This is a genomic window from Actinoallomurus liliacearum (genome assembly GCF_039542035.1).
GTDB lineage: Bacteria > Actinomycetota > Actinomycetes > Streptosporangiales > Streptosporangiaceae > Actinoallomurus > Actinoallomurus liliacearum.
The window spans coordinates 407466-429668 of the sequence record NZ_BAABHJ010000040.1 but is presented as its reverse complement, the minus strand read 5'-3'; the positions used below and the strand labels follow the sequence as shown (position 1 = coordinate 429668).

Sequence of the window (22203 nt, the reverse complement as noted above, 5' to 3'; positions counted from 1 at the left end):
TCGGGCGGGCGGCTCACTTGAGCAGGCGGGACATCCGGCGGTCCGCCAGGGGCTTGCCGCCGGTCTGGCAGGTCGGGCAGTACTGCAGGGCGGAGTCGGCGAACGACACCTCTTTGATCGTGTCGCCGCAGACCGGGCACTTCTGTCCGGCCCGGCCGTGCACCCGCAGGCCCTCTTTCTTCTCGCCCTTGAGGTCCTTGGCCGCCACGCCCCGGGAGCGTTCGACCGCCTCGCCGAGCGTGTGGACGATCGCGTCGTACAGCGTCGTGACGTCCTCGTCGGTGAAGCTCGAGGCCAGCTTGAACGGCGACATCCGCGCCACGTGCAGGACCTCGTCGGAGTAGGCGTTGCCGATCCCGGCGATCACGCTCTGGTCGCGCAGCAGCCCCTTGATCTGGGTGCGCCGCCCGTCGAGGATCTTTCTCAGCGTCTCCACCGTGAAGGCCGCGCCGAGCGGGTCGGGGCCGAGCGACCGGACGCCCGGCACCTCCGCGGGGTCGCGCACGACGTACACCGCGAGCCGCTTCTGGGTGCCCGCCTCGGTGAGGTCGAACCCGGAGCCGTCGTCGAGGTGGACCCGCACGGCGAGCGGGCCCTTGCCCGGCCGGGGCGGCGCGGGCGGCAGCGCGTCCTTCCACCGCAGCCAGCCGGCGCGGGACAGGTGGATGAGGAGGTGGATCCCGTCGACGTCGAGGTCGAGGAACTTGCCGTGGCGGGCGACTCCCGTGATCGTGAGACCGTTCAGCGCGGTGATCGGCGGATCGTACGTCTTCAGTGACGAGATGGCCGCCACGTCGATCCGTGCGATCGCCCGCCCGACGGCGTGCTCGCGGAGGAAGGCGGCGAGGGACTCGACCTCGGGCAGCTCCGGCATGGGTCCAAGAGTACGACTCCATCCACAGGCTGTGGACGACCGTCGATCTCGGCCGGATGGTCGCGCGCGAGGACCTCGGCGGGCGATCCCAGCGGGGACCTTGGTCCCTTGGCCGGACGCGGTCGCCCCGGCCATCCTGGAGGCGGGAGTTCGGTGTGACCATGACGGTCGCCCTGGGCGGCGACACGATGCTGGGACGCGGGGTCGCGGAACGGATCGCGGCGTGCGGCCCGTACGGCATGTTCGCCGATGAGGTGCGGGAGATCTTCCGGTCCGCCGATCTGTCCCTGGTCAACCTCGAGTGCTGCGTCTCCGCCCGCGGCGAGCCGTGGCGCGCCCCCGGAAAACCGTTCCACTTCCGCGCGCCGCCGGCGGCCGCGGAGACCCTCGCCGACCTGGGGATCGACTGTGTGACGCTCGCCAACAACCACGCGCTCGACTACGGCCCCGAGGCGCTGGCGGACACGCTCGGCCACCTGGCCCGGGTGGGGATCCGGGTCGTCGGGGCGGGTCCCGACGTACGCCGGGCGCGGGAGCCGACCCTGTTCGACACCGTGGACGGGCGGGTGGCGGTCCTCGGCGTCACGGACCATCCCGCCGAATTCGCCGCCCGCGAGAACCGGCCCGGAGTCGCGTACGCGGACCTGCGCCGGGAGGTCCCGGACTGGCTCACCGGCCGGATCCGCGACCTGTCCGCCGACGGCGCCCGCGTGCTCGTGCTGGCGCACTGGGGCCCCAACATGACCACGGAGCCCCCGCGCTACGTACGAGCCGCCGCCCGAGCGCTGGTCGACGCCGGGGCGACCCTGGTCGCCGGGCACTCCGCGCACGTCTTCCACGGCATGTCCGGCCGCGTGCTGTACGACCTCGGGGATCTCGTCGACGACTACGCCGTGGACCCGGCCCTGCGCAACGACCTCGGTCTGGTCTTCCTCGTCACCATCGCTGGATCCGCGATCACGGGGCTGAGGGCGTCCCCGCTCACCCTGGAGTACGCCCGTACCCGCCTCGCCACCGGCACCGACCACGCCTGGATCCGGGATCGGTTCATCACCGCCTGCGCGGCGTTCGGGACGGAGGTCGTCGAGGAGGACGGCCGGCTGTCGGTGGCCGGCCCGGGACCGTCGTGAGGTCCTTCGGCAGGGCCCCTGCCTTTGAAAATACCTTCACTATGACTCAAACTGGAGTTAGGGGCCACCGTAAAAAGCTGGGAGCGGCAACGGGCGGAGGTGGCCATGTCATTCGCGGAAATCACCAAGGTCCTGAGCAGACACAGCTGGTGGATGAACGGATCTCCCGAGGAGACGCGGGAGACCCGGGTTCCGGTACCCGGTGACCTCCGCACCCTGACGGTGACGGCCGACGACGGAGTCCGGCTCCACGTCGAGGTGCGCGAGGCCCGTGGGGCGAAGGTGACCGTCGTGTTCTGCCATGGATTCCTGCTGAACTCCACGAGCTGGCACCTCCAGCGCGACGCGCTGGCCGGCCGGGTCCGCGTCGTGCTCTGGGACCTGCGCGGTCACGGCCGATCGGGCTGGGGATCTCCGCCGAACGCCACGATCGACCAGCTCGGCCGCGATCTGTTCGCGGTGTTGAAGGAGACCGCGCCGAGGGGCCCCGTCGTCCTGGTCGGCCACTCGATGGGCGGCATGGCGATCCTCGGGCTCGCCGACGCGCATCCGGAGCTGTTCGGCGCCCGGATCGTCGGGGTGCTGCTCGCCTCGACCTCCTCGGGCGACCTGTCCTCCGTCACCATCGGACTCCCCGAGCGCACCGCGCGGGTCCTGCACCGGATGGTCCCCGTCACGCTGAGCACGCTCCGCCACCAGGCCAGGCTGGTGGACGCCGCGCGCCGGCCGCTCGGCGGGATGTCCTTCCTGCTGACCCGCTCGTACCTCTTCGGCGCCCACGTGTCGAAGCAGGTCGCCGAGGTGACCGCCCGGCTGATGGCGTCCGTTCCCATCGAGGTGATCGCCGACTTCTACGCGGAGCTGATCGCGTACGACAAGCGGACCGCGCTGCCCGCGCTCGGCCGCGTGCCCGTGCTGGTCATGGTCGGCGACCGGGACCTCATCACGCCGATGCGGCACGCCGAGGCCCTCGCCGCGCAGATCCCCGGCGCGGATCTCGCGGTGATCCCCGGCGCCGGACACCTGCTGACCCTCGAGCGCGCCGCCGAGGTCAATCACCACCTGTGGGCCCTGCTCCGGCGCACGACCGGCATTCGGCCCACCACCGAGCCCACCCCCATCGACGGCGAAGAACCCGCGGAGGAGGTCCGCCGGCATCGTCGGCCGCACCGCCTGATCCGACGCAGGCAGGCCGATCGATGAGCCGGCCGGGACGGCCGGCGGTCCACCGCCCGTCAGCCGCTGGCGAGCTTGATCACGGCCGCGACGCCCACACAGACGATCACTCCGCGCAGGATCGCGGGCGGCAGCCTGCGCCCGACCCTGGCGCCGAGGACGCCGCCGATCATGGAGCCCAGCGCCACGAGCAGCACGGCCCACCAGTCGACCTTCGCGACGCAGATGTACAGGACCGCCGCCGTCGCGTTCACGAGCATCGTCAGCAGGTTCTTGGCGGCGTTGACGCGCTGCAGTTCCTCGTCGAGGAAGATGCCCAGCAGGCCGACCAGCAGGACGCCCTGCGCCGCGCCGAAATAGCCGCCGTAGACGCCGCCCGCGAACACGCCGAGAAGGAGCCAGGGCCCGCCGTGCGCCCGCCGAGGCCGGGAGGCGAGCCGGCGACTGATCATGGGCTGGGTCAGCACCAGCACGCAGGACAGCCCGATCAGCACGACCACCACCGCGGTGAAGGCCTGCTCGGGCAGGTTGAGCAGGAGCAGCCCGCCGACCAGCGCGCCCAGCACCGACGCCGGGGCCAGCCGGGTGAGCCGGCCGCGCTGGCCCGCCAGCTCGGCCCGGTACCCCAGCACGCCGGTGACGCCGCCGGGCACCAGGCCGATGTTGTTCGAGACGTTCGCCGTGATCGGCGGCAGCCCCACGGCCAGCAGCGTGGGGAAAGTGATCAGCGATCCCGATCCGACGATCGTGTTGATGGTTCCGGCCGCGACTCCGGCGGCGAGCACCGCCAGTACCGCCCACGGCCGCGCGGACAGCGCGAACACGGCGACGCATCCGGCCACCGCCACGGCGAGGAACAGGCCGATCAAGGCCCAGGGGTTGGGGGACCTCATGGTCGGCGACTCTAGAACATGTCTCGACGATTAAGACAAACAATCTCAAATTGCGAGATTTCACACAGAAGAGCCGTACCGCACGGGGGTGACACATGCTGAAGGTCATCGGGGCTGGACTCGGACGGACTGGCACTTACTCGCTGAAAGCAGCTCTGGAACGCCTGGGCCACGGACCCTGTCACCACATGTCCTCGCTCGGCGGGGACCTCGACCGGATCCGCGGGTGGGAAGCGGCCGCCCGCGGCGAACCGGTCGCGTGGGACGACCTCCTGGCGGGCTACCGCGCGACCGTCGACTGGCCCTCGTGCTTCTTCTGGCAGGAACTCGCGGACGTCTACCGGCAGGCACCGGTCATCCTCACCGTGCGCGACCCCGCCCGCTGGTACGCGAGCGTCCGCGACACGATCTACCGTTCCAGCCACCGGCAGCCGGGATGGCACGGCCTCGCGATGTGGCTGGAGGACCGGGTCTGCGCGGGGCTCCGCGTCCGGCGCCGGATGTGTGAACGGGTGATCTGGGAGGGCACCTTCGGCTCCCGCTTCGGCGACCCCGACTTCGCCCTCCGGGTCTTCGCATGGCACAACGCCCACGTACAGGCGGTGATACCCGATCATCGGCTCCTGGTGTACGACGTCGGCCAGGGCTGGGGGCCGCTGTGCGAGTTCCTCGGTGTTCCCAGGCCCGACGAGCCGTTCCCGCACCTCAACGACACGGCGGCGTTCCGCCGGATGGCGTCCCGGCGCCGCCGGCGGCTGCTCACGCTGCGTCCTCTCGGTCCCGACGAGCACACGGCGGTCCGGTGAACGGGCGGTCGCACCCCGGCCACGGCATGCGCGACCTGGTCGCGTCGCTGAAGCCGCCGTCCTCGCGGGCCGGGCCGTACTACGCGGAAGGCCGGTGGCGCCGGGAGTCTTTCGTCGACGATCTCCGGACCGCGGCCGCGGACCTGCCCGACCGTACGATCTTCGTCAACTGGCGCCGCGACCTCGGACACGAGGTCATCGTGACCTTCGGCGAACTGGCGGCGTACGTCGACCGGCTGTCCGCCGGGCTGCGCGACCTCGGGCTGCGCCCCGGTGACGTGGTCGCCTACCAGCTCCCGAACTGGTGGGAGGCCGCCGCGCTCGGCCTCGCGTGCCTGGACGCGGGGCTGATCGCCGTGCCGATGATGGCGACCCTGGGCGCGCGTGAGGTCGAGCGCGTCCTGGCCGGGACCGAGGCGAACGCGTGCGTGGTCGTCGACCGGTGGGAGACCGCGCGCCCCGCCCGCCTCCTCGCCGACCTGGACACCCGCCTGCCGAGGCTGCGCCACCGCGTGGTGCTCGGCGACGCGGCGGCGACCGGCGCGCTGGCGTTCGCCGATCTCCTCGGGTCCGACCCCCGTCCCCGGGCGCGCGTCGCCCGGGGGCCGGACGAGGTGTCCCTGGTGCTGTTCACCTCCGGGACGACGGGCGAGGTGAAGGGCGTACTCCACACCGCCAACACGCAGTACGCCTGCACCCGGCCGAGGCACCGCGTCGTACGCGACATCCCGGAACCGCGGACGGCCACGCCGGCGAACCTGACCCACTCCGTGGGGATGCGGACGAACGTCCTGATGCCCCTGGTCACGGGCTGCAGCTCCGTGTTCGCCGACACCCGGGATCCGGACGTCTGGCTGGACCTGCTCGCCCGGCACCGCGTCACCCATTTCCTCGGCGCGCCCATGATGCTGGCCAGGCTCGTCGAGGCCCAGCGGCGGCACCACCGCCCGCTGCCCTGCCTGCATTTGATCATCAGCACCGGGGCCCCGCTCCCCGTCTCGCTCGTCGCCCCGGTCCACCGGTGGCTGTCGCCGGGCCTCGTCAACGGCTTCGGCATGACGGAGACGGGCGGCATCACCGCGACCGCCGTCGACGACCCGCCCGACTGGACGGGCCACAGCATCGGCCGCCCCGTTCCCGGCTGCGAGATCCGCCTGGTCGCCGACGAGCCGACCGCCGGGGACCGGGCGTTCCGGCTCTACGTACGCGGTCCCTCGGTGTGCGCGGGCACCTTCCGGCTGCACGACCGGCGGCCGACGTGGGACCCGGCGGCCACGGACGGCTGGTACGACACCGGCGACCTGGTCGGCGAGGACGGCAGCGGCGGCCTGCGCTACCTCTCCAGGGACGCCGACCGGATCGGCAGCCCCCTCCTGATCCCGATCCTGGAGGTCGAGGACGAGCTGCTGCGCCACCCCGCCGTCGCCGAGGTCGCCATCGTCGGCCGGCCGAACCCCGGCGGCGAGGAGACCGTGTGCGCCTTCGTGGTCCCCACCGGTCCCGCCCCGACCCTCGACGACCTGCGCGCGCACCTTCTCGGCACGGGCATGACGGAGTGGTACCTCCCGACCCGCCTCGAATGCGTGGCCGCGCTGCCCCGCAACGAGCTGGGCAAGGTACGCAAGACCGAGCTGCGCGACCGCCTTCGCCCACCGGAGAACGACCCGGCCCGCAACCCTTAGATCCGAGAAGCCGCGCGGGCGAGATCGGTATTTGCCACGATGTTCTCCACGGAATGCGGCTGCTTTTCTCAATCCCGGTCCGGCCGAGCCGATGCTCCCCGAGAGAACGAACGTGGTTGGGGGAAGACGTGGCCTATCGCCTCCACTTCACCGCGCAAGACCTGGCGCGGACACGTATAGCCGACAAGGCGATGCCGTTCCTCGAGCTGCATATCGCCATGCGGGCGGTGCAGAGCCGCACCCGGCGTGCGACTCTGGACGCGTGGCGGCGAAGCGTCGACGCCCGGCTGACCGCGCCCGCCCGCATGGCTCTGTCGCTCGTTCCCGTGGTCGGTTACGCACAGTCGTTGTTCCCTCCCACGTGCGCCGGGGATCCGGAAGAACTACCGGACCGCGTGCTCGCCACGCCGCGCGCGGAGATCCGGGCGCAGATGAGCGCGATCGCCGAAGTACAGCCCGTGCCGTCCTGGACCCGGCGACTGGCCGATGACCGAGCGCTCCTGAAGCAGCTGGGGATCGAACTCCGCGGGCTGTACGACCACCTGCTGGGCCCCTACTGGGCGAACATCGAAGGCCTGTTCGCCCAGGACCGCACCGTACGGGCCCAACAGTGGCTCACCGGTGGCGTGGAGCGTGTCCTGGCGGAGGCGAATCCACGATGGATGCGGTGGGACCCACCGGTGCTGGAGATCAAGATGGTGAACGGGGCTCAGCATGATCACATGCTCGAAGGCCAAGGCGTGTTGCTGCATCCGTCGGCGTTGTGCGACCGCACCATCATCGACTACGAGGTCCAGCCCCAGCCCGTCATCACGTATCCGGCGTGCAGCGACGACCCCCTGCGCCGGATGGCCGTCCTCACTCCGGAACGGGCGAGGGCCCGGCCGGGAGGCGCCGTGGCGGCCCTCCTCGGCCAGACCCGTTCGTCCGTACTGAACGTCATCGCCGAGCACGCCGGCTGCTCAACGAAGGAACTCGCCGACCTCGCCGGCGTCGCCCCCGCGAGCGCCAGCGAACACGCCACCGTGCTCCGCGAAGCCGGCCTGATCCATACGGTGCGGCACCGCAACACCGTGCGCCACAGCCCGACCGACCTCGGCATCGGCCTCCTCGGTCTCGGCTGAGGAGCTCAGTGATGCCACTTGGCCCAGGTGCCCTTGCTGCCCCATTGATGCACCGGGTTGTTCGAACGCCGATCGTGATACTTCGGCTGCACGTACTTGTTGCCGCGGGGCGCCAGGAGATAGAAGTCCCGCTTTCCGGCGGCGCCGTACAGTTGGAACGACTGGTTGGTCTTGCCGTTGCACGGCCACTGCCCCAGCCTGGCGCCGTTCTTCTTGCTGCCTCCCAGCACGTCGAGGCACATACCGCTGTGCTGGTTGACGAGTTCGTAGAGCACACCCGTGGTGCTGAGGATGGTCCACTTCTGGTTCGTCGCGCCGACGCAGCGATACAGATCGACCTTGGCGCCCTTGGCCCTGCTCCCGCCGTGGACGGTCATGCACAGGCCCGTCGCGCTGTTCACGACGTAAGTCGGGCCCGACAGGGCGTGCACCGCTCGCGGGGACGCCTTCGGCCCGGGTTCCGCCCAGGCCGGCCCCACCGCCGACCCGGCCATCGCCGCTCCGAGCGCGACCACCGTGAGCACACGCGCCTTGATGTGATGTCCCAACACCGCGGGTCCCCTTCCCAACGCTCGTACGGTCAGTGATGCCACCGGGCCCACTTCCCCTTGGCGGCCCACTGGTGGATCGGGTTGTTCGAGCGCCGGTCGTGATACTTCGGCTGGACCTCTCGCAGGCTCACGGCGGACACGATCATGAAGCCGCCGCCGGCCATGCTGGTGATGAGGAACCGCTGATTGGACTTCCCGTTGCAGGTCCACTGCCCCAGTAGCGCCCCGTTGCCCTTCCGCCCGCCGAGGACGTCGAGGCACAGGCCGCTCTTGAGGTTCACGATCTGCTGCGTGTCGCGCATGGGAACGAGGGTCCATTTCTGGTTCGCCGCGCCGACGCAGCGATACAGATCGACCTTGGCGCCCTTGGCCCTGCTCCCGCCGTGCACGGTCATGCACAGGCCGGTCGCGCTGTTGACGATGTACCGCGGCGCCGAGCGGTACCTGGCGGCGGCCGGCCGCTGCGCATTCGCGGGCCCCGCCAGCGCGATCCCCCCGACGAGCGCGGCGGCCGACCCGACGGCGATCAGGCCCGGTCGTACGTTCATACTTCGAGTCCTCTCTGGCATGCGAGGAACTCTTCACGCGTCGGAATGAACGCTCAAGAACGTTCGGTCTACGCCGAATAAGGACAGAACAGGCACCCGTATCGCTGTACGTAGACCGGTACCTGCTCTACGGTCCGGAGCACGAAGACGACCAGAAGGGCCGACTGACGGCGTGACAAGGAGAAGCAACATGGTCAGTGAGAACGCCGCCAAGCTCGCGGTCCTCATCGACGCGGACAACACGCGGCCGAGGATCACCGATGGGCTGCTGGCCGAGGTCGCCAAGTACGGCACCGCCCACGTCAAACGGGCCTACGGCGACTGGACCGGAACGAGCCTCAAAGGTTGGAAGGATCACCTGCTCGCCCAGTCGATCCAGCCGATCCAGCAGTTCGCCTACACCGTCGGAAAGAACGCCACCGACGCGGCAATGGTGATCGACGCGATGGATCTGCTCTACACCGGGCGCTTCGACGGATTCTGCATCGTCTCCAGTGACAGCGATTTCACCCGCCTGGCCGCGCGCATCCGGGAATCCGGCCTCACCGTGTACGGATTCGGCGAACGCAAAACCCCCAAGCCCTTCGTCTCGGCATGCGACAAGTTCGTCTACATCGAGAACCTTCCGTACGCGGACCGCGCCGCCGCGCCCGCAGACGAGACGCCCGTGCCCACCGAGCCCTCCTCCGCCGCGGCCCTCATGGCGGACCCCGGACTGCTGAACCAGCTCCGCAACGCCGTGGAGGCGGCATCCGACGAGGACGGCTGGGCCAACCTCGCGAACGTCGGATACATCGTCATCAAGCAACGCCCGGACTTCGACTCCCGCAACTACGGCTATCCCAAGCTGAGCGAACTGATGGCCGCGATAGAGCTGTTCGAACTCGACCGCCGCAGCCCCGGCGACGGAAAGCCGGGCGTCGTCTACGCCCGCGAAAGACGCCGCCAGCCCTAGCCCACTACCGCGAACCCCGGCACCCACAGCGGGTGCGGGATGCGGGGACGCCGTACGTCATCGGCCGACCGCGGGTGACTCCACCGAGCCGGGTGTGCGCGGGGACGCGGGCGGTTCGGCAGGCCGTTTCCGCGCGAGCCACAGGCCCGTCAGGATCGCGCCGGCCGCGGTGACGATGCCTGCGGCGAGGAACGCGGTGTCGAGTCCGGTCTCGAAGGTGGCACCGTGAGTCTGTCGGGTGCGGGCGATGGCACCGAGCACCGCGACACCCAGGATGGCGCCGATCTGCCGGGTGGTGCTGCTGACGCCGGAGGCCAGGCCGCCGTCCTGAGGATCGACCGAGGACACGGCCGCGCCGGTCAGCGGTGACATCGCCAGACCGAAGCCGACGCCGACGACGGCCAGCCGCCACCACACGTCGCCATAGCCGGTGGCGTGCTGGACCGTGGACAGTGTCAGGAGCCCGATCGCCGCGAGGGCCAGTCCGGTGGTGACGACGACGCGGAAGCCGAATCGGGCGGCGATGCGACCCGCGTACGGGCTGATGATCACCATGGCCAGCGAGCTGGGCAGGGTTTCGATGCCGGCCCGCAGTACCGAATGCCCCTGGACGAAGACGAAGAACTGGGAGAAGAAGAACGCCGAGCCCATCAGGCCGAATCCGACCACGGTCATGGCGGCGTTGGAAACGGTGAACAGTCGCCGCCGGAACAGCCGTAGCGGCAGCATCGGTGTCGCGACGCGAGCCTCGACGGCGACGAACAACGCGAGCAGGACGGCGGCCGCGGCGAGGCTGCCGAGGATCAGCGGGGAGCCCCAGCCGTGATCGCCTGCTGCGATCAGGCCGAAGGTGAGCGCGCCGACGCCGAGGATCGACAATGCCTGACCGGCGAGGTCGAGAGTGGGTGCCGCCGGATTGCGGGACTCACCCAGCACCCGCATCCCCATCAGCAGCGACACCACTCCGATCGGCACATTGACCAGGAAGATGCCGGGCCAGCCGAACGCCTCGGTGAGGACGCCGCCCGCCACCGGGCCGGCGGCCAAGCCGACGCCGCTCAGGCCCGCCCACAGCCCGATGGCCTTCACCCGTTCCCGCGGTCGCGGATATGCCGAGGCCAGCAGGGCGAGGGACGCGGGACTCAGCGCCGCGGCGCCGACGCCCTGCAGGATGCGCGCGGCGACCAGCCAGCCGAGCGTCGGGGCGACACTGCACAAGAGCGAGGCCAGCGTGAACACCGCCACCCCGGTCAGGAACCAGCGTTTGCGACCGAACCGGTCGGCGAACACGCCACCGGCCAACAGCAGCATCGCGACAACGAGCACATAGGCGTCCACGATCCACTGCAGACCCGTCAAGGTGGTGTGCAGCTCGACCTGCATGGTGGGCAGCGCCGCACCGACGATGGTGTTATCGAGCAGCACCATGAACTGACCGACGCAGGTCAACGCCAGCAACACCCGGGTGGACCGAACGTGTTCGGACACCGGCGACCCCCTCCTTCGCGACCGGAACCGACGCCCCATGACAGGCGTTGGGAGGTGGACGCTAACGATTAACATCGATGTCACCTCAAGCCCGGGCGTATCGTCGCCGTGGACAGGCGGCGCGCGACGTGAGGGGCTGCGATGCGGATCGGTGAGCTGGCACGGCGGTCCGGAGCGAGCCCGCGTTCGATCAGGTACTACGAGTCGGTGGGACTCCTGGCGTCGCGACGCGACAGCCGTGGATACCGCGAGTTCGATGACACCACGATCGCGCAGATCGCGAAGATCAAACTGTTGTTGCGCGTCGGGCTGGACATCACCGACATCGTCGTGATGCTCCCTCGTGAGGACACGTCCGAGATCGTGTACTGCACCCGCGCCCAGCAGCGCATCGACGAACAGATAGCCCGCATCGAGCGCCAGCAGACGCTGCTGAGCGAAGCCCGATCGCTCCTGGTGGAACTCCAGCGTGTCGGACAGGTCACCGCCACCGTCCGGCCGTCCACCGAGCCCGTCCGAGCGGTGAGCGGCAACAGGACCGCGGGGATCCGCTGACCGCCGTCGCGTTCGAGGCGTCGGCAGGCGGTGATGACTTTTCTCATCAGGGAAGCATGATCGCCGGTACCAACGGGAACCCAGATCTCCCTCATCGGCGGCACCAAGATCACCGTGCCGGCGGCGCCCGGCGCCGGTGTGGCGCCGGGACCTTCCGAGGTGGGGCGACGTGTCACTGTCGTGCTGCCGTGGCCCGCGGGGTCGATTCCCGGGCAGGAGTGTCCTCGGGCCGGGTCAGCGGGCCGCGGCGCAGCAGCGCACCGCCGAGCAGCAGCCCCAGGCCCCCGCCGGCGGCCGCGACCGCGCCGTAGACCCCGAACGCCTTCGCCCGCTCCTTCGGGTCCTTGAAGGTCGTGGCCAGCAGCGACAGGGCGGACGGCGCCAGCAGGGCGGCGAAGACCCCCTGGCCGGCGCGCGCCGTCACCAGCATCGAGAAGTCGACCGCGGCGCCGCCGACGGCGGAGGCGGCCGCGAAGCCGAGGAGCCCGGCGAGGAAGGTCACCTTGCGGCCGATCAGGTCGCCCAGCCGCCCGCAGAACAGCAGCAGGCCGCCGAACGACAGCGCGTACGCGGTCACGACCCACTGCCTGTCGGCGGTGGTGAAGTTCAGCGCGCGCTGTGCCGACGGCAGCGCGAGGTTCATGACGGTCAGGTCGAGGACGACCATGATCTGGGCGGCGGCGATGACGGCGAGGATGAGCCACCGTCTCGGATCCTTGGCCGTCGTCCCGGCGGCCCCTTGGCGAGGCCCGGCCGCAGGGGCCGCACTGCGTACTGCCACGATTATCTCCTTGTCCCATCAAAGCCCGGGTCTCTGCGACTCGTCAGGGCTCGAGGTCCGCCACTCCCTTGCCGCTCGCGATATCGAACGGCACGGAGATCTGGTCGTGCACGATCAACCAATCGCCGTCGATCTTCCGGAAGCAGAAGGTCGCCCGGACCCACATGCCGCCCGTCGCCATCCCGTTCTTCAGCGTGCCGCTGAGCCGCCCGAAACCGTGCCCGAACGCCACGTCATCGCCCGCGGTGACGGCCAGGTCGCGGACCTCATAATTCACTTCCTGGAAGAGCGTGAACACGTTCGCCCAGTTCTTCAATTTCGCCGCTACTCCTACATGCTGCAGCGGCGGGTCGATGTCGAAGGACACGACATCCGTCGAGTAAAGCCGCTCCAGGCCCTCGAGATCCTTGGCTCGAATTCCTTCGATTATCTTCTCGACGTGCTGCTTGATCTTCGCTTCGTCTACCTCGCGTTGCGCGGACATCGCTCCCCAGCCCTTCCATTCGGTGTGGAATCTCAAGCGCTCACCAGTACGACGGAACGGCACCTCGGAATGTCAGGTCCACGGCCGCCGCGAGGTCAGGCGGCGCGGCGGCCTGACGATCCGGTGCGGTATCTCGTCGGACGGGTGAGAGCAATCCGATCCAGGGAGCCTGCGGAACCATGACCGACCACTCGGGGCCAGGACACGACCGGTCCGACGCGGGCCTGAACGCGATCATCAGCGAGCGGCGTCAACTGACCAATCTCGCCTACCGGCTGCTCGGCTCCCTGGCCGAGGCCGAGGACGCCGTCCAGGAGACGTACGCCCGCTGGTATGCCATGTCCCGGGAGCAGCAGGACGCCATCGCGTCCCCCGGCGCCTGGCTGACCAAGGTTGCCGGCCGCATCTGCCTGGACATGCTCGGCTCGGCGCGGGCCCGACGCGAGCGCTACGTGGGTGAATGGATCCCCGAGCCGCTGCCCGACCGTACCGACTGGATCAGCACACGAGCGGGCACCGCCACCGCCGATCCGGCCGACCCGGCCGACCGGGTCACCCTGGACGAGTCGGTCGGCATGGCCTTCCTCGTCACACTCGAATCGATGACCCCGGCCCAGCGCGTCGCGCTCATCCTGCACGACGTCTTCGCTTACTCCTTCGCCGAGATCGCCGAGATCACCGGCCGTACCCCGGCGGCCTGCCGCGAGCTGGCCTCCTCGGCCCGCCGCCGCATCCGCACCGTCCGACCGCCCGCGGCGCCGGCGGCCCACCAGGCCGGCCTGGTCAAGAATTTCAAGCAGGCATGGGAGGCCGGGGACATCGACGCCCTCATCGGCCTGCTCGACCCCGGCGCCACCTTCACCGCGGACGGCGGCGGCCTGGTCATCGCCGCGCTCCACCCGATCGAAGGCGGCGAGCAGGTCGCGCGTTACATCACCGAGATCGCCGGCAGGTCATTCGACAAGGTGACGATCCTGGAGCGCACGGTCAACGGCCAGCCCGGGCTGATGGCCCAGCTGGGGGACGTCACCGTGGGGGTGTACGCGTTCGAGGTCGCGGGTGACCGGATCAAGCACATCTGGGCCGTCCGCAACCCGGACAAGCTCCGCCCATGGACGGCAGGCTGACCCGCACCGCGCGCCATGCCTGGACCGTGGAGGCCGCCCCATGAGCTCATCATCCGCGGTTCTCCTGTGGTGCGGTGGTGTTCCAGTCCCAACCGGTGATCGTGGTTCGCATCAGGCGGGCGGCGGGCGACAGGTGGCTGTCGAGAGCTCGGCAGAATCAAGTTCGGTGCCCCGCCCGCGGTGGACCAGCGACCGCGGATCTTCGCCCCGCCACCCGGCGGCACCAAGGCGCTGAAGATGCTGCGCCAAATCGACCCACAACACCGGCGCGAGGCCTAACGCCGACCAAGTCTCGGTAGATCTTCTCCCCACCCAAACAGCCACACGAGCCCACGCATGGGTGGCTAGGGGGCGAAGCCCCCACAATCCCAAGCCCGCGCAGCGGGCGCAGCCCCCCACCTCGGATGGCTAGGGGGGCGAAGCCCCCACAATCCCAAGCCCGCGCAGCGGGCGCAGGGGGCGCAGCCCCCCACCTCGGATGGCTAGGGGGCGAAGCCCCCCCAAGCCCGCGCAGCGGGCGCAGGGGGCGTGGGGGGCGCAGCCCCCCACCTCGGGGGGCTCGGGGGGTCGTCCCCCCGAAGAAACGACGAGGGGTCGACGGGAAGGAAGCGAAGCTTCCGACCAGCCGACCCCAACACCGAGTGGGCGAGGAGGGATTTGAACCCTCACGTCCTTGCGGACACACGGACCTGAACCGTGCGCGTCTGCCGTTCCGCCACCCGCCCCGGGCGCGTCCAAAGGTTAGCACCATTCCGGCGGTGGTCCGAATCGGTTGCTCGGGGCGAACCTACTCACAGATACGATCGTCTAGCAGTGGAGAGGGGAGGTGCACGTGGGTGTCCTACAGCGCTTCGAGCGTCGGCTCGAAGGCATGGTCGAGGGTGCCTTCGCTCGGGCTTTCAAGTCGGAGCTTCAGCCCGTCGAGGTGGCCAGCGCGATTCAGCGCGAGATGGACGAGCGCGCCGCGATCGTGGCGCAGGGTCGCACGCTGGTGCCGAACGACTTCGTGGTCGAGATCTCACATCCGGACGGCGAGCGGCTGGAGGTCTACGCCGACAGCCTGAGCCAGGAGCTGGCCAATCTCGCCCGTGAGCACGCGAAGGAGCAGGGTTACTCCTTCGTCGGGCCGGTGCGGGTGCGGTTCGAGAACGCCGATGACCTGCGCACGGGAATGTTCCGGATCCGGTCCGGGGTCATCCGTGGCTCCACCGTGGAGGGTGGCGAGATCCGCCAGCCGATGAGCGACATGCCGCCTCCGCCGCGCGGGTTCGCGGGTGGCCGGCCGCGGTTGCTGGTGAGCACGGAGGGTCAGCAGAGCCACACGTACGATCTGACCACTCCGGTGACGTTGCTCGGCCGGGGCACCGATTGTGATCTTCGGCTTGTCGATCCCGGCGTTTCCCGGCACCATGCCGAGATCAGAGTCGAGGGTCCGGAGGTGGTTGCGGTTGATCTAGGGTCGACGAACGGCACTTTCGTGAACGGCCAGCCGATCCGCCGTGTGACCCTGCATGACGGCTCACGCGTGACGCTCGGCCGGACAACCCTGGTGTTCCGCCGCGATAGGGAGTAGCTCCGACTCCGATGAACCAAATCACCCTGACGCTCATGAAGGTGGCGTTCCTAGCCGTGTTGTGGCTGTTCGTCATCGCGGCCGCGGGCGTCATCCGTGCCGATCTGTGGGGCTCGAAGGCCGCCGCCAAGGCCCAGCGGCCTCGGCAGGCCGCCCAGCCCGCCCGGCCGCCGCGACAGGCGGCGGCGCCGCGCGTCAGGCGTTCGGAACCGACCAAGCTGGTCATCACCGAGGGTGCCCGGGCCGGCACGACGATGGACCTGGTCGGGACGGAGATAACCATGGGTCGTGGGAATGACGTCACGCTCCCCCTCGGAGACGACTACTCTTCGGGACGGCATGCCCGGCTCTTCTCGCAGAACGGTCAGTGGTTCGTGGAGGATCTCGGTTCGACGAACGGCACCTATCTCGGGCGCGCCAAGGTGAGCAGGCCGGAACCCGTCCCCGTCGGCGTACCGATCCGCATCGGGAAGACCGTCATAGAGCTGCGCAAATGACCATCGGAATTCACTTCGCCGCCCGGTCGGACGTCGGCATGCTCCGCGAGGGCAATGAGGACTCGGCGTACGCGGGCTCCCGGCTGCTCGCGGTGGCCGACGGCATGGGCGGCCATGTCGGCGGCGAGATCGCCAGTGCCGCCGCCATCGAGACCCTGAAGCCACTCGACCGGGACTTCCCGCCGCACGAGCTCGTCGGCGCCCTCGAGCAGGCGGTGCACCGGGCCAACGAGACCCTGCACAGCATCGTCGAGGGTGATCCGTCGCTGCAGGGCATGGGCTGCACGCTCACCGCGATGCTGTGGAACGGCCCGCAGGTCGCCCTCGTCCACATCGGCGACTCTCGCGCGTACCTCCTGCGGAACGGCGAGCTGTTCCAGATCACCCATGATCACACACTGGTTCAGTCCCTCGTCGACGAAGGTCGGATCAGCCTGGACGAGGCCGCGTCCCACCCGCAGCGCTCCCTTCTGCTGCGGGCGCTGGACGGCCGCGGCGAGGTCGATCCGGACATCTCGCTGCGCGAGGCGCAGCTCGGCGACCGCTACCTGCTGTGCTCCGACGGGCTGAGCACGGTGGTGAGCGCGGAGACCATCCATCACGCGCTGAGCACGGCGGCAGAGCCGGACCAGGCCGTACGCCAGCTCATCGACCTGGCCAACCGCGGTGGCGGCCCGGACAACATCACCTGTGTGGTGGCCGACGTGGTCGAGCTGGAGCAGCAGCAGGGCCCGCCGCCGGCTTCGATCACCGCGGGGGCCGCGCACAACGCCGGCCGGGGCCGCGGTGAGGCGAACATGCCGCCGCCCGGCGCGATGGCCGCGGAGACGCCGGCCCAGCGGGCCGCGGCGCTGCGGGAGCAGCAGCCCGCGCCGGTGACCGTGGCGGACATCCCCGCGGTCGGCCGGCAGCAGCCCGAAGACACGCTGCCGCAGATGGCGGTCGGGCGGCGACGGCGCCGCTGGCCCTGGCTGGTGGCGGTGGCCGGGGTGGTCGTCCTGCTGGCCGCCGGCGGGTCGTACGTCGCCTGGAACACCGTCCAGGGGCAGTACTACGTCGCGGCGGACGGCGGCCAGGTCGTCATCTACCAGGGGATGAACCAGGACCTTCTGGGGTTCAAGCTGTCGCACGTGAAGGAGCGGCCCAGCCCGGCGCTGAAGGTCGCCGACCTGGCGCCCTCGGCGCGGGAGTCGGTGACCCACACGATCGACGGCCTGGGCAGCCTGGGCAAGGCCCACACCACCGTGAACACGCTGCGCAAGCAGGTCTGCCACCTCGTCGTCGCCGACAACAAGGGCGTCGTGACGATCTGGAAGGGCAAGGGCCAGCAGAGCACGCTGGGCTGCGAGGAGACGGTCGTCGAGCCGTCGAATCCGCCGGTGCAGATCAACCTGCTGCCCAAGGCGGACAAGGACACCGTGCACGAGGGCATCTCCGTGACGGACCTGACGCAGGCCCGCGCCAAGGTGCAGGAACTCCGCGACCAGGCCGACCTCTGCAAGAGGCAACCGGGCAAGTCCGGCTGCCCGACTAAGCCGAACACCACTCACTGATGACTTCCGCAGCCGCCGAACCCGAGGTTCAGATCGCGACCCGCCCCCGGCGGAGCGCCCAGCTCGGCATGTTGATCTTCGCGCTGGTGATCACCGTCGCGGGTTTCGCCCAGGTCGGGCTGGCGCGCGACGGCAGTCTGCCGGCCGGCATGTACGGATACGGCATCGGCCTCGGAATCCTCGCGGCCGGCGCCTACTTCGTCGTCGCCCGGTTCGCGCCGTACGCCGACCCGCTCCTGCTTCCGCTGGCCGTCTTCCTCAACGGCCTCGGGCTGGCGATGATCTACCGGCTGGACCTGAGCACGAGCGCCGACTGGAAGAAGGCCCTCCAAGAGGGCAAGAAGCTCTCCTACATCGGGCCGTCGACGACCGGGCAGCTCACCTGGACGGCGCTCGCGATGGTCTTCTTCGCCGTCACGCTGTTCGTGCTGAAGGACATCAAGATCCTCCAGCGGTACATGTACACGATCGGCGCGGTCGGGCTGTTCTTCCTCGCCCTCCCGGGCTTCCTGCCCTCGTCGATCAGTGGCGCGCTGGGCGCGAAGATCTGGATCCGGATCGGCGGGTTCTCGATCCAGCCCAGTGAGTTCTCCAAGCTCGCGCTGGTCGCCTTCTTCGCCGGATACCTGGTGAACAAGCGCCAGAGCCTCTCGATCGTCGGCAAGAAGCTCGGCCCGGCGAACCTCCCGCGCGCCCGCGACCTCGGCCCGATCCTCGTCATCTTCGTGATCTGCCTCGGCGTCCTGGCGCTGGAGAACGACTTCGGTACGGCCATCCTGTTCTTCGGGCTGTTCGTGAGCATGCTGTACGTCGCGACCGAGCGCTTCATGTGGGTGCTGATCGGCGTCCTGCTGCTGGCCTGCGCCTGCCTGATCGCCCCGGAGATCCCGCACGTCGCGCAGCGGATCGACACCTGGCTGGACCCGCAGGCGTACTTCGACGGCGGCTGCCGGATCGGCGGGAAGATCGTCAACCAGACGCACTGGGACGTCTGCAAGCAGAAGGGCGGCGTGTACCTCGCCGACAGCAGCCAGCTGATGTTCGGCCTGTTCTCGATGGGCCAGGGCGGCGTGCTCGGTACCGGCCTCGGCCAGGGCGAGCCGTGGCGCACTCCGCTGTCCTACAGCGACTTCATCTTCACCTCGTTCGGCGAGGAGCTGGGGCTGACCGGCGCGATGGTGATCCTCATCGTGTACGGGCTGATCGTCCAGCGGGGCATGAAGGCGGCGCTGGCCACGAAGGACAACTTCGCGAAGCTGTTCGCGGGCGGCGTGTCGTTCGTCTTCGCGCTGCAGGTCTTCGTCATCGTCGGCGGTGTGACTCGGCTCATCCCGCTGACCGGCCTGACCACGCCGTTCCTCGCCCAGGGTGGATCGTCGCTGCTCGCGAACTGGATTTTGATCGCCATTCTGATCCGCATCAGTGACACCGCGCGGCGGCCCGCGCCGCAGCCGATCCAGGACGAGGGGATGACCCAGGTGGTGAGGACGCAGTGAACAAGCCGCTCCGCAAGATCGCGGTGGCCGGCATGCTCCTGCTGGTCGTCCTGATCGTGAACATCAACTACCTCCAGGGGTCGCAGGCGGAGAAGCTGCGGACCGACCCGCTGAACTCCCGGCAGTTCGCCCAGCAGTGGGAGCACAACCGGGGCCCGATCATGGCGGGGAAGGTCACGCTGGCCTACTCCGAGAAGATCGGCGGCAAGGACGGCAAGAACTACCAGCGGCACTACAACCAGGGCACGATGTACTCGCCCATCACCGGGTACGTCAGCGTGTTCAGCCGTACGGGCCTCGAGTCGGCGCAGAACGGCCTGCTGGACGGCACGGACAAGCGGCTGGCGCTGCACAACTGGTTCGACATGCTGGTCGGCAAGAAGGCCGCGGGCGCCACCGTGCAGACGACGATCAACCCGGACGCGCAGGAGGCGGCCTACAGCGGCGTCAAGAACCGCACGATCCGGCGCGGCGGCGCGGTCGCCATCGACGTCAAGACGGGCGCCATCCTGGCGATGGCCTCCTTCCCGTCGTTCGACACGAACGACGTCGCCGTCCACGACGGGACGAAGGCGAACAAGGCCTTCACGGCGCTGAACAAGCAGAAGCCGGACCCGATGTTGAACTACGCGATGCGTGAGACGTTCGCGCCGGGCTCGTCGTTCAAGATCATCAACTCGGCGGCCGCCATCGAGAGCGGGCAGTACAACAAGGACTCGTCGGTCGACGCCAGCGAGCTGAGGCTGCCCGAGTCGGGCCAGACGCTGCCGAACTCCGACGGCGACGAGCAGAAGTGCAGCGGCGCCCCGGCCCTGATCGACTCCTTCGCGGCGTCCTGCAACTCGACGTTCGGGCGGCTCGCGATCAAGCAGGGCCAGGAGCAGCTCGGCGCGATGGCGGCCAAGTTCGGCTTCAACAAGCCCACCGAGGTCGAGAACGACATGTCCAGCGCCACCAGCCAGTACCCGACCAAGCCGATCGGCGGCGACGCCCTGGCCCGCAGCGGCATCGGCCAGGAGGTCGTGACCGCCTCGCCGCTGCAGATGGCGATGGTCGCGCAGACGGTCGCCAACGACGGCAAGATGATGAAGCCGTTCCTGGTCAAGCGGGTCGTCGCCCAGGACCAGTCCGAGCTGGTCACCGCCGAGCCGAAGGAGCTCGGGCAGCCGATCAGCGCCGACACGGCCGGCCAGCTTCAGGAGATGATGCGCGCGGTCGTCGAGCGCGGCACGGCGGCGAGCACGGTCGGCGGGCACGACATCGCCGGCAAGACCGGAACCGCCGAGACCGGCGTCAACGGGATCAACGAGGACTGGTTCGTCGGTTTCGCCCCGAAGAACAACCCGAAGATCGCTTTCGCCGTCGTCACCGAGGGCCCGGCGGGGTCGACCGGTGCGAAGTTCTCGGCGCCGATCGCCCTGCGCATCGTCCAGGCGGTGCGCTGACCATGACCACCCCAGACGTCCTGAACGACCGGTACGCGCTCGACGAGCGGCTGGCCATCGGCGGGATGGGCGAGGTCTGGAAGGCCACCGACCGGCTCCTGGGCCGGCCGGTGGCGGTCAAGCTGCTGAAACAGCAGTACCTCAACGACGAGACGTTCCGCGGCCGCTTCCGCGCCGAGGCGCGGTTCGCCGCGGCGCTGCAGCACAGCGGCATCGCGCAGGTCTTCGACTACGGCGAGCAGGACGACCTGGCCTACCTCGTCATGGAGCTGGTCGCGGGCGAGACGCTGTCGCAGATCCTCGCGCGCGACGGGCGGCTGTCCGCCGACGCGACCCTGGACCTCGTCGGCCAGGCCGCGCGGGCGCTGCACGTCGCCCACTCGGCGGGCATCATCCACCGGGACATCAAGCCCGGCAACCTGATGGTGACCGACGACGGCACCGTCAAGATCACCGATTTCGGCATCGCGCGCAGCGGTGACAGCTCCATGACGCAGACCGGCATGGTCATGGGCACCGCGCAGTACGTCTCGCCGGAGCAGGCGACCGGCAAGAAGGTGACCCCGGCCGCGGACCTGTACTCCCTGGGCGTGGTGGCGTACGAATGCCTGGCCGGAGGTCCGCCGTTCGTCGCCGACACGCCGGTCGCGCTGGCCCTCAAGCACGTGCGTGAGGAGCCTCCGTCGCTGCCGTCGTCGGTGTCGCCGGCCGTCCGCGGCCTGGTCTCCGCCATGCTGGCCAAGCATCCGGACGACCGCCCGCGCTCGGCGGCGGAGATCGCCGAGGGCGCGTACGCGATCCGCCACTCGCTGGGCGTCGGCGACGCCGACGCCGCGGAGGAGACCGCCCTCGCCTACGGGTGGACGGTCGATGCCCCTCTCGCCGGAGACTGGGCGGCGGGCGTCGCCGGGGAGGCTCCACCGGAACAGGGCCCAGCGGCGGCCGCCGCGTTCGCCCAGGCCGAAGCCGCTCAGGTCGGCCCCGCGACCGAACATATGCGCGCGCCCGCGCCGCGGAGGGCGCATCGGGCCCGCGCACGCCGGCGGGGGCACGTCGGCCGGTTGGTCCTCGTGAGCGCCGCAGTCGTCGTCGTCCTCGGCGCGGGCGTGTTCACCGTCACAGCGCTGTGGAAGAGCCCCGGCCACACTAAGCTCGTGGACGGCAACCGGGTCCAGCCCGCCAGTGGGATCGCTCCGACGAAGCACACCAGGCGGCCTCATCTTGGCGTGCCGACCGATCGGCCCGTACCCTCGGGTTCGACCTTCGAACCGACGACTCCCAGCCCGACGCCGAGTTCGGTGACGAGCTCGACGCCAGTCACGAAACCGACCAGAACGAGGAGTACCCCGACAACGACGCCTACCACACCGGCGGATTCGCCGTCGACCTCTCCGGAACAGCCGCCTGTGAGCAGCTCTCCAGGCGGATAGGTTCGGAGAGCATGGTGTAGACGACGAGGGAAAGT

At 69.8% G+C, this 22203-nt stretch carries 21 protein-coding genes and 1 tRNA gene; 14 read left to right on the top strand and 8 right to left on the bottom strand.

Annotated features, from left to right (window positions below):
• Nucleotides 1–13: 13 nt before the first annotated feature.
• The gene (locus ABD978_RS40625) at nt 14–874 is read right to left on the bottom strand and encodes an Fpg/Nei family DNA glycosylase (RefSeq protein ID WP_345366500.1); all 861 of its coding nucleotides are present in this window, start codon (nt 872–874) and stop codon (nt 14–16) included.
• Between the two features lie 161 nt (nt 875–1035).
• Between ABD978_RS40625 and ABD978_RS40620 the strand changes: the two genes are divergently transcribed.
• Nucleotides 1036–2004 carry a CapA family protein gene (locus tag ABD978_RS40620; RefSeq protein ID WP_345367424.1) on the top strand — a complete coding sequence of 323 codons (969 nt, stop codon included), beginning with the start codon at nt 1036–1038 and terminating at the stop codon, nt 2002–2004.
• Nucleotides 2005–2109: 105 nt separating this feature from the next.
• Nucleotides 2110–3207, top strand: a complete 1098-nt coding sequence (locus ABD978_RS40615; protein ID WP_345366498.1) for an alpha/beta fold hydrolase — start codon at nt 2110–2112, stop codon at nt 3205–3207.
• 32 nt (nt 3208–3239) lie between these two features.
• On the opposite strand, the gene ABD978_RS40610 is transcribed toward ABD978_RS40615, so the two are convergent.
• Nucleotides 3240–4073 (bottom strand): sulfite exporter TauE/SafE family protein, encoded by an 834-nt coding sequence (locus ABD978_RS40610; protein ID WP_345366496.1) that lies wholly within the window; start codon nt 4071–4073, stop codon nt 3240–3242.
• 95 nt (nt 4074–4168) lie between these two features.
• Here ABD978_RS40610 and ABD978_RS40605 point away from each other — a divergent pair, with 95 nt between their 5' ends.
• The 3 genes from ABD978_RS40605 to ABD978_RS40595 all read left to right on the top strand — a co-directional run bounded on the left by ABD978_RS40605 (nt 4169) and on the right by ABD978_RS40595 (nt 7685).
• On the top strand, nt 4169–4879 hold the full coding sequence (locus ABD978_RS40605) for a sulfotransferase family protein (RefSeq protein WP_345366494.1): 711 nt from the start codon (nt 4169–4171) through the stop codon (nt 4877–4879).
• Nucleotides 4876–6561 (top strand): AMP-binding protein, encoded by a 1686-nt coding sequence (locus ABD978_RS40600; RefSeq protein WP_345366492.1) that lies wholly within the window; start codon nt 4876–4878, stop codon nt 6559–6561. Before ABD978_RS40605 ends, ABD978_RS40600 begins: the two co-directional genes overlap by 4 nt.
• A 128-nt stretch (nt 6562–6689) precedes the next feature.
• A complete protein-coding gene (locus ABD978_RS40595; protein WP_345366490.1) occupies nt 6690–7685 on the top strand; it encodes a winged helix-turn-helix domain-containing protein in 996 nt (331 codons plus the stop codon).
• A gap of 5 nt (nt 7686–7690) precedes the next feature.
• On the opposite strand, the gene ABD978_RS40590 is transcribed toward ABD978_RS40595, so the two are convergent.
• Nucleotides 7691–8236 carry an RICIN domain-containing protein gene (locus tag ABD978_RS40590; protein WP_345366488.1) on the bottom strand — a complete coding sequence of 182 codons (546 nt, stop codon included), beginning with the start codon at nt 8234–8236 and terminating at the stop codon, nt 7691–7693.
• Between the two features lie 29 nt (nt 8237–8265).
• Nucleotides 8266–8784, bottom strand: coding sequence for an RICIN domain-containing protein (locus tag ABD978_RS40585; RefSeq protein ID WP_345366486.1), 519 nt, complete (start codon nt 8782–8784; stop codon nt 8266–8268).
• 190 nt (nt 8785–8974) lie between these two features.
• Between ABD978_RS40585 and ABD978_RS40580 the strand changes: the two genes are divergently transcribed.
• Nucleotides 8975–9739: an NYN domain-containing protein gene (locus tag ABD978_RS40580; RefSeq protein WP_345366484.1), complete on the top strand. Its 765-nt coding sequence runs from the start codon at nt 8975–8977 to the stop codon at nt 9737–9739.
• A gap of 57 nt (nt 9740–9796) precedes the next feature.
• On the opposite strand, the gene ABD978_RS40575 is transcribed toward ABD978_RS40580, so the two are convergent.
• Nucleotides 9797–11227: an MFS transporter gene (locus ABD978_RS40575; RefSeq protein WP_345366482.1), complete on the bottom strand. Its 1431-nt coding sequence runs from the start codon at nt 11225–11227 to the stop codon at nt 9797–9799.
• Nucleotides 11228–11368: 141 nt separating this feature from the next.
• Here ABD978_RS40575 and ABD978_RS40570 point away from each other — a divergent pair, with 141 nt between their 5' ends.
• Complete coding sequence (locus ABD978_RS40570; protein ID WP_345366480.1) at nt 11369–11782, top strand: MerR family transcriptional regulator; 414 nt, start codon at nt 11369–11371, stop codon at nt 11780–11782.
• 172 nt (nt 11783–11954) lie between these two features.
• Here ABD978_RS40570 and ABD978_RS40565 read toward each other — a convergent pair whose 3' ends face one another.
• Together ABD978_RS40565 and ABD978_RS40560 are read right to left on the bottom strand one after the other, a co-directional pair.
• Nucleotides 11955–12563: an MFS transporter gene (locus tag ABD978_RS40565; RefSeq protein ID WP_345366478.1), complete on the bottom strand. Its 609-nt coding sequence runs from the start codon at nt 12561–12563 to the stop codon at nt 11955–11957.
• A 43-nt stretch (nt 12564–12606) separates the two neighbouring features.
• A complete protein-coding gene (locus tag ABD978_RS40560) occupies nt 12607–13110 on the bottom strand; it encodes a YybH family protein (RefSeq protein WP_345366476.1) in 504 nt (167 codons plus the stop codon).
• Between the two features lie 116 nt (nt 13111–13226).
• Between ABD978_RS40560 and sigJ the strand changes: the two genes are divergently transcribed.
• Nucleotides 13227–14174, top strand: a complete 948-nt coding sequence (gene sigJ, locus ABD978_RS40555; RefSeq protein ID WP_345366474.1) for an RNA polymerase sigma factor SigJ — start codon at nt 13227–13229, stop codon at nt 14172–14174.
• 642 nt (nt 14175–14816) lie between these two features.
• On the opposite strand, the gene ABD978_RS40550 is transcribed toward sigJ, so the two are convergent.
• A tRNA-Leu gene (locus ABD978_RS40550) sits at nt 14817–14899 on the bottom strand.
• Nucleotides 14900–15006: 107 nt separating this feature from the next.
• On the opposite strand from ABD978_RS40550, the gene ABD978_RS40545 reads away from it, so the two are divergent.
• The 6 genes from ABD978_RS40545 to ABD978_RS40520 are packed head-to-tail and all read left to right on the top strand — an operon-like array spanning nt 15007 to nt 22168.
• Nucleotides 15007–15747, top strand: a complete 741-nt coding sequence (locus ABD978_RS40545) for an FHA domain-containing protein (RefSeq protein ID WP_345366472.1) — start codon at nt 15007–15009, stop codon at nt 15745–15747.
• Nucleotides 15748–15758: 11 nt separating this feature from the next.
• Nucleotides 15759–16244, top strand: coding sequence for an FHA domain-containing protein FhaB/FipA (locus ABD978_RS40540; RefSeq protein WP_345366469.1), 486 nt, complete (start codon nt 15759–15761; stop codon nt 16242–16244).
• On the top strand, nt 16241–17797 hold the full coding sequence (locus ABD978_RS40535; RefSeq protein ID WP_345366467.1) for a PP2C family protein-serine/threonine phosphatase: 1557 nt from the start codon (nt 16241–16243) through the stop codon (nt 17795–17797). Before ABD978_RS40540 ends, ABD978_RS40535 begins: the two co-directional genes overlap by 4 nt.
• The gene (locus ABD978_RS40530; protein ID WP_345366465.1) at nt 17797–19293 is read left to right on the top strand and encodes an FtsW/RodA/SpoVE family cell cycle protein; all 1497 of its coding nucleotides are present in this window, start codon (nt 17797–17799) and stop codon (nt 19291–19293) included. The genes ABD978_RS40535 and ABD978_RS40530 overlap by 1 nt, the downstream gene beginning before the upstream one ends.
• Entirely contained in the window at nt 19290–20738 is a 1449-nt protein-coding gene (locus ABD978_RS40525) for a peptidoglycan D,D-transpeptidase FtsI family protein (RefSeq protein ID WP_345366463.1), read from the top strand. The genes ABD978_RS40530 and ABD978_RS40525 overlap by 4 nt, the downstream gene beginning before the upstream one ends.
• Before the next feature lie 2 nt (nt 20739–20740).
• Nucleotides 20741–22168 carry a serine/threonine-protein kinase gene (locus ABD978_RS40520; RefSeq protein ID WP_345366461.1) on the top strand — a complete coding sequence of 476 codons (1428 nt, stop codon included), beginning with the start codon at nt 20741–20743 and terminating at the stop codon, nt 22166–22168.
• The last annotated feature ends 35 nt before the right edge of the window (nt 22169–22203 follow it).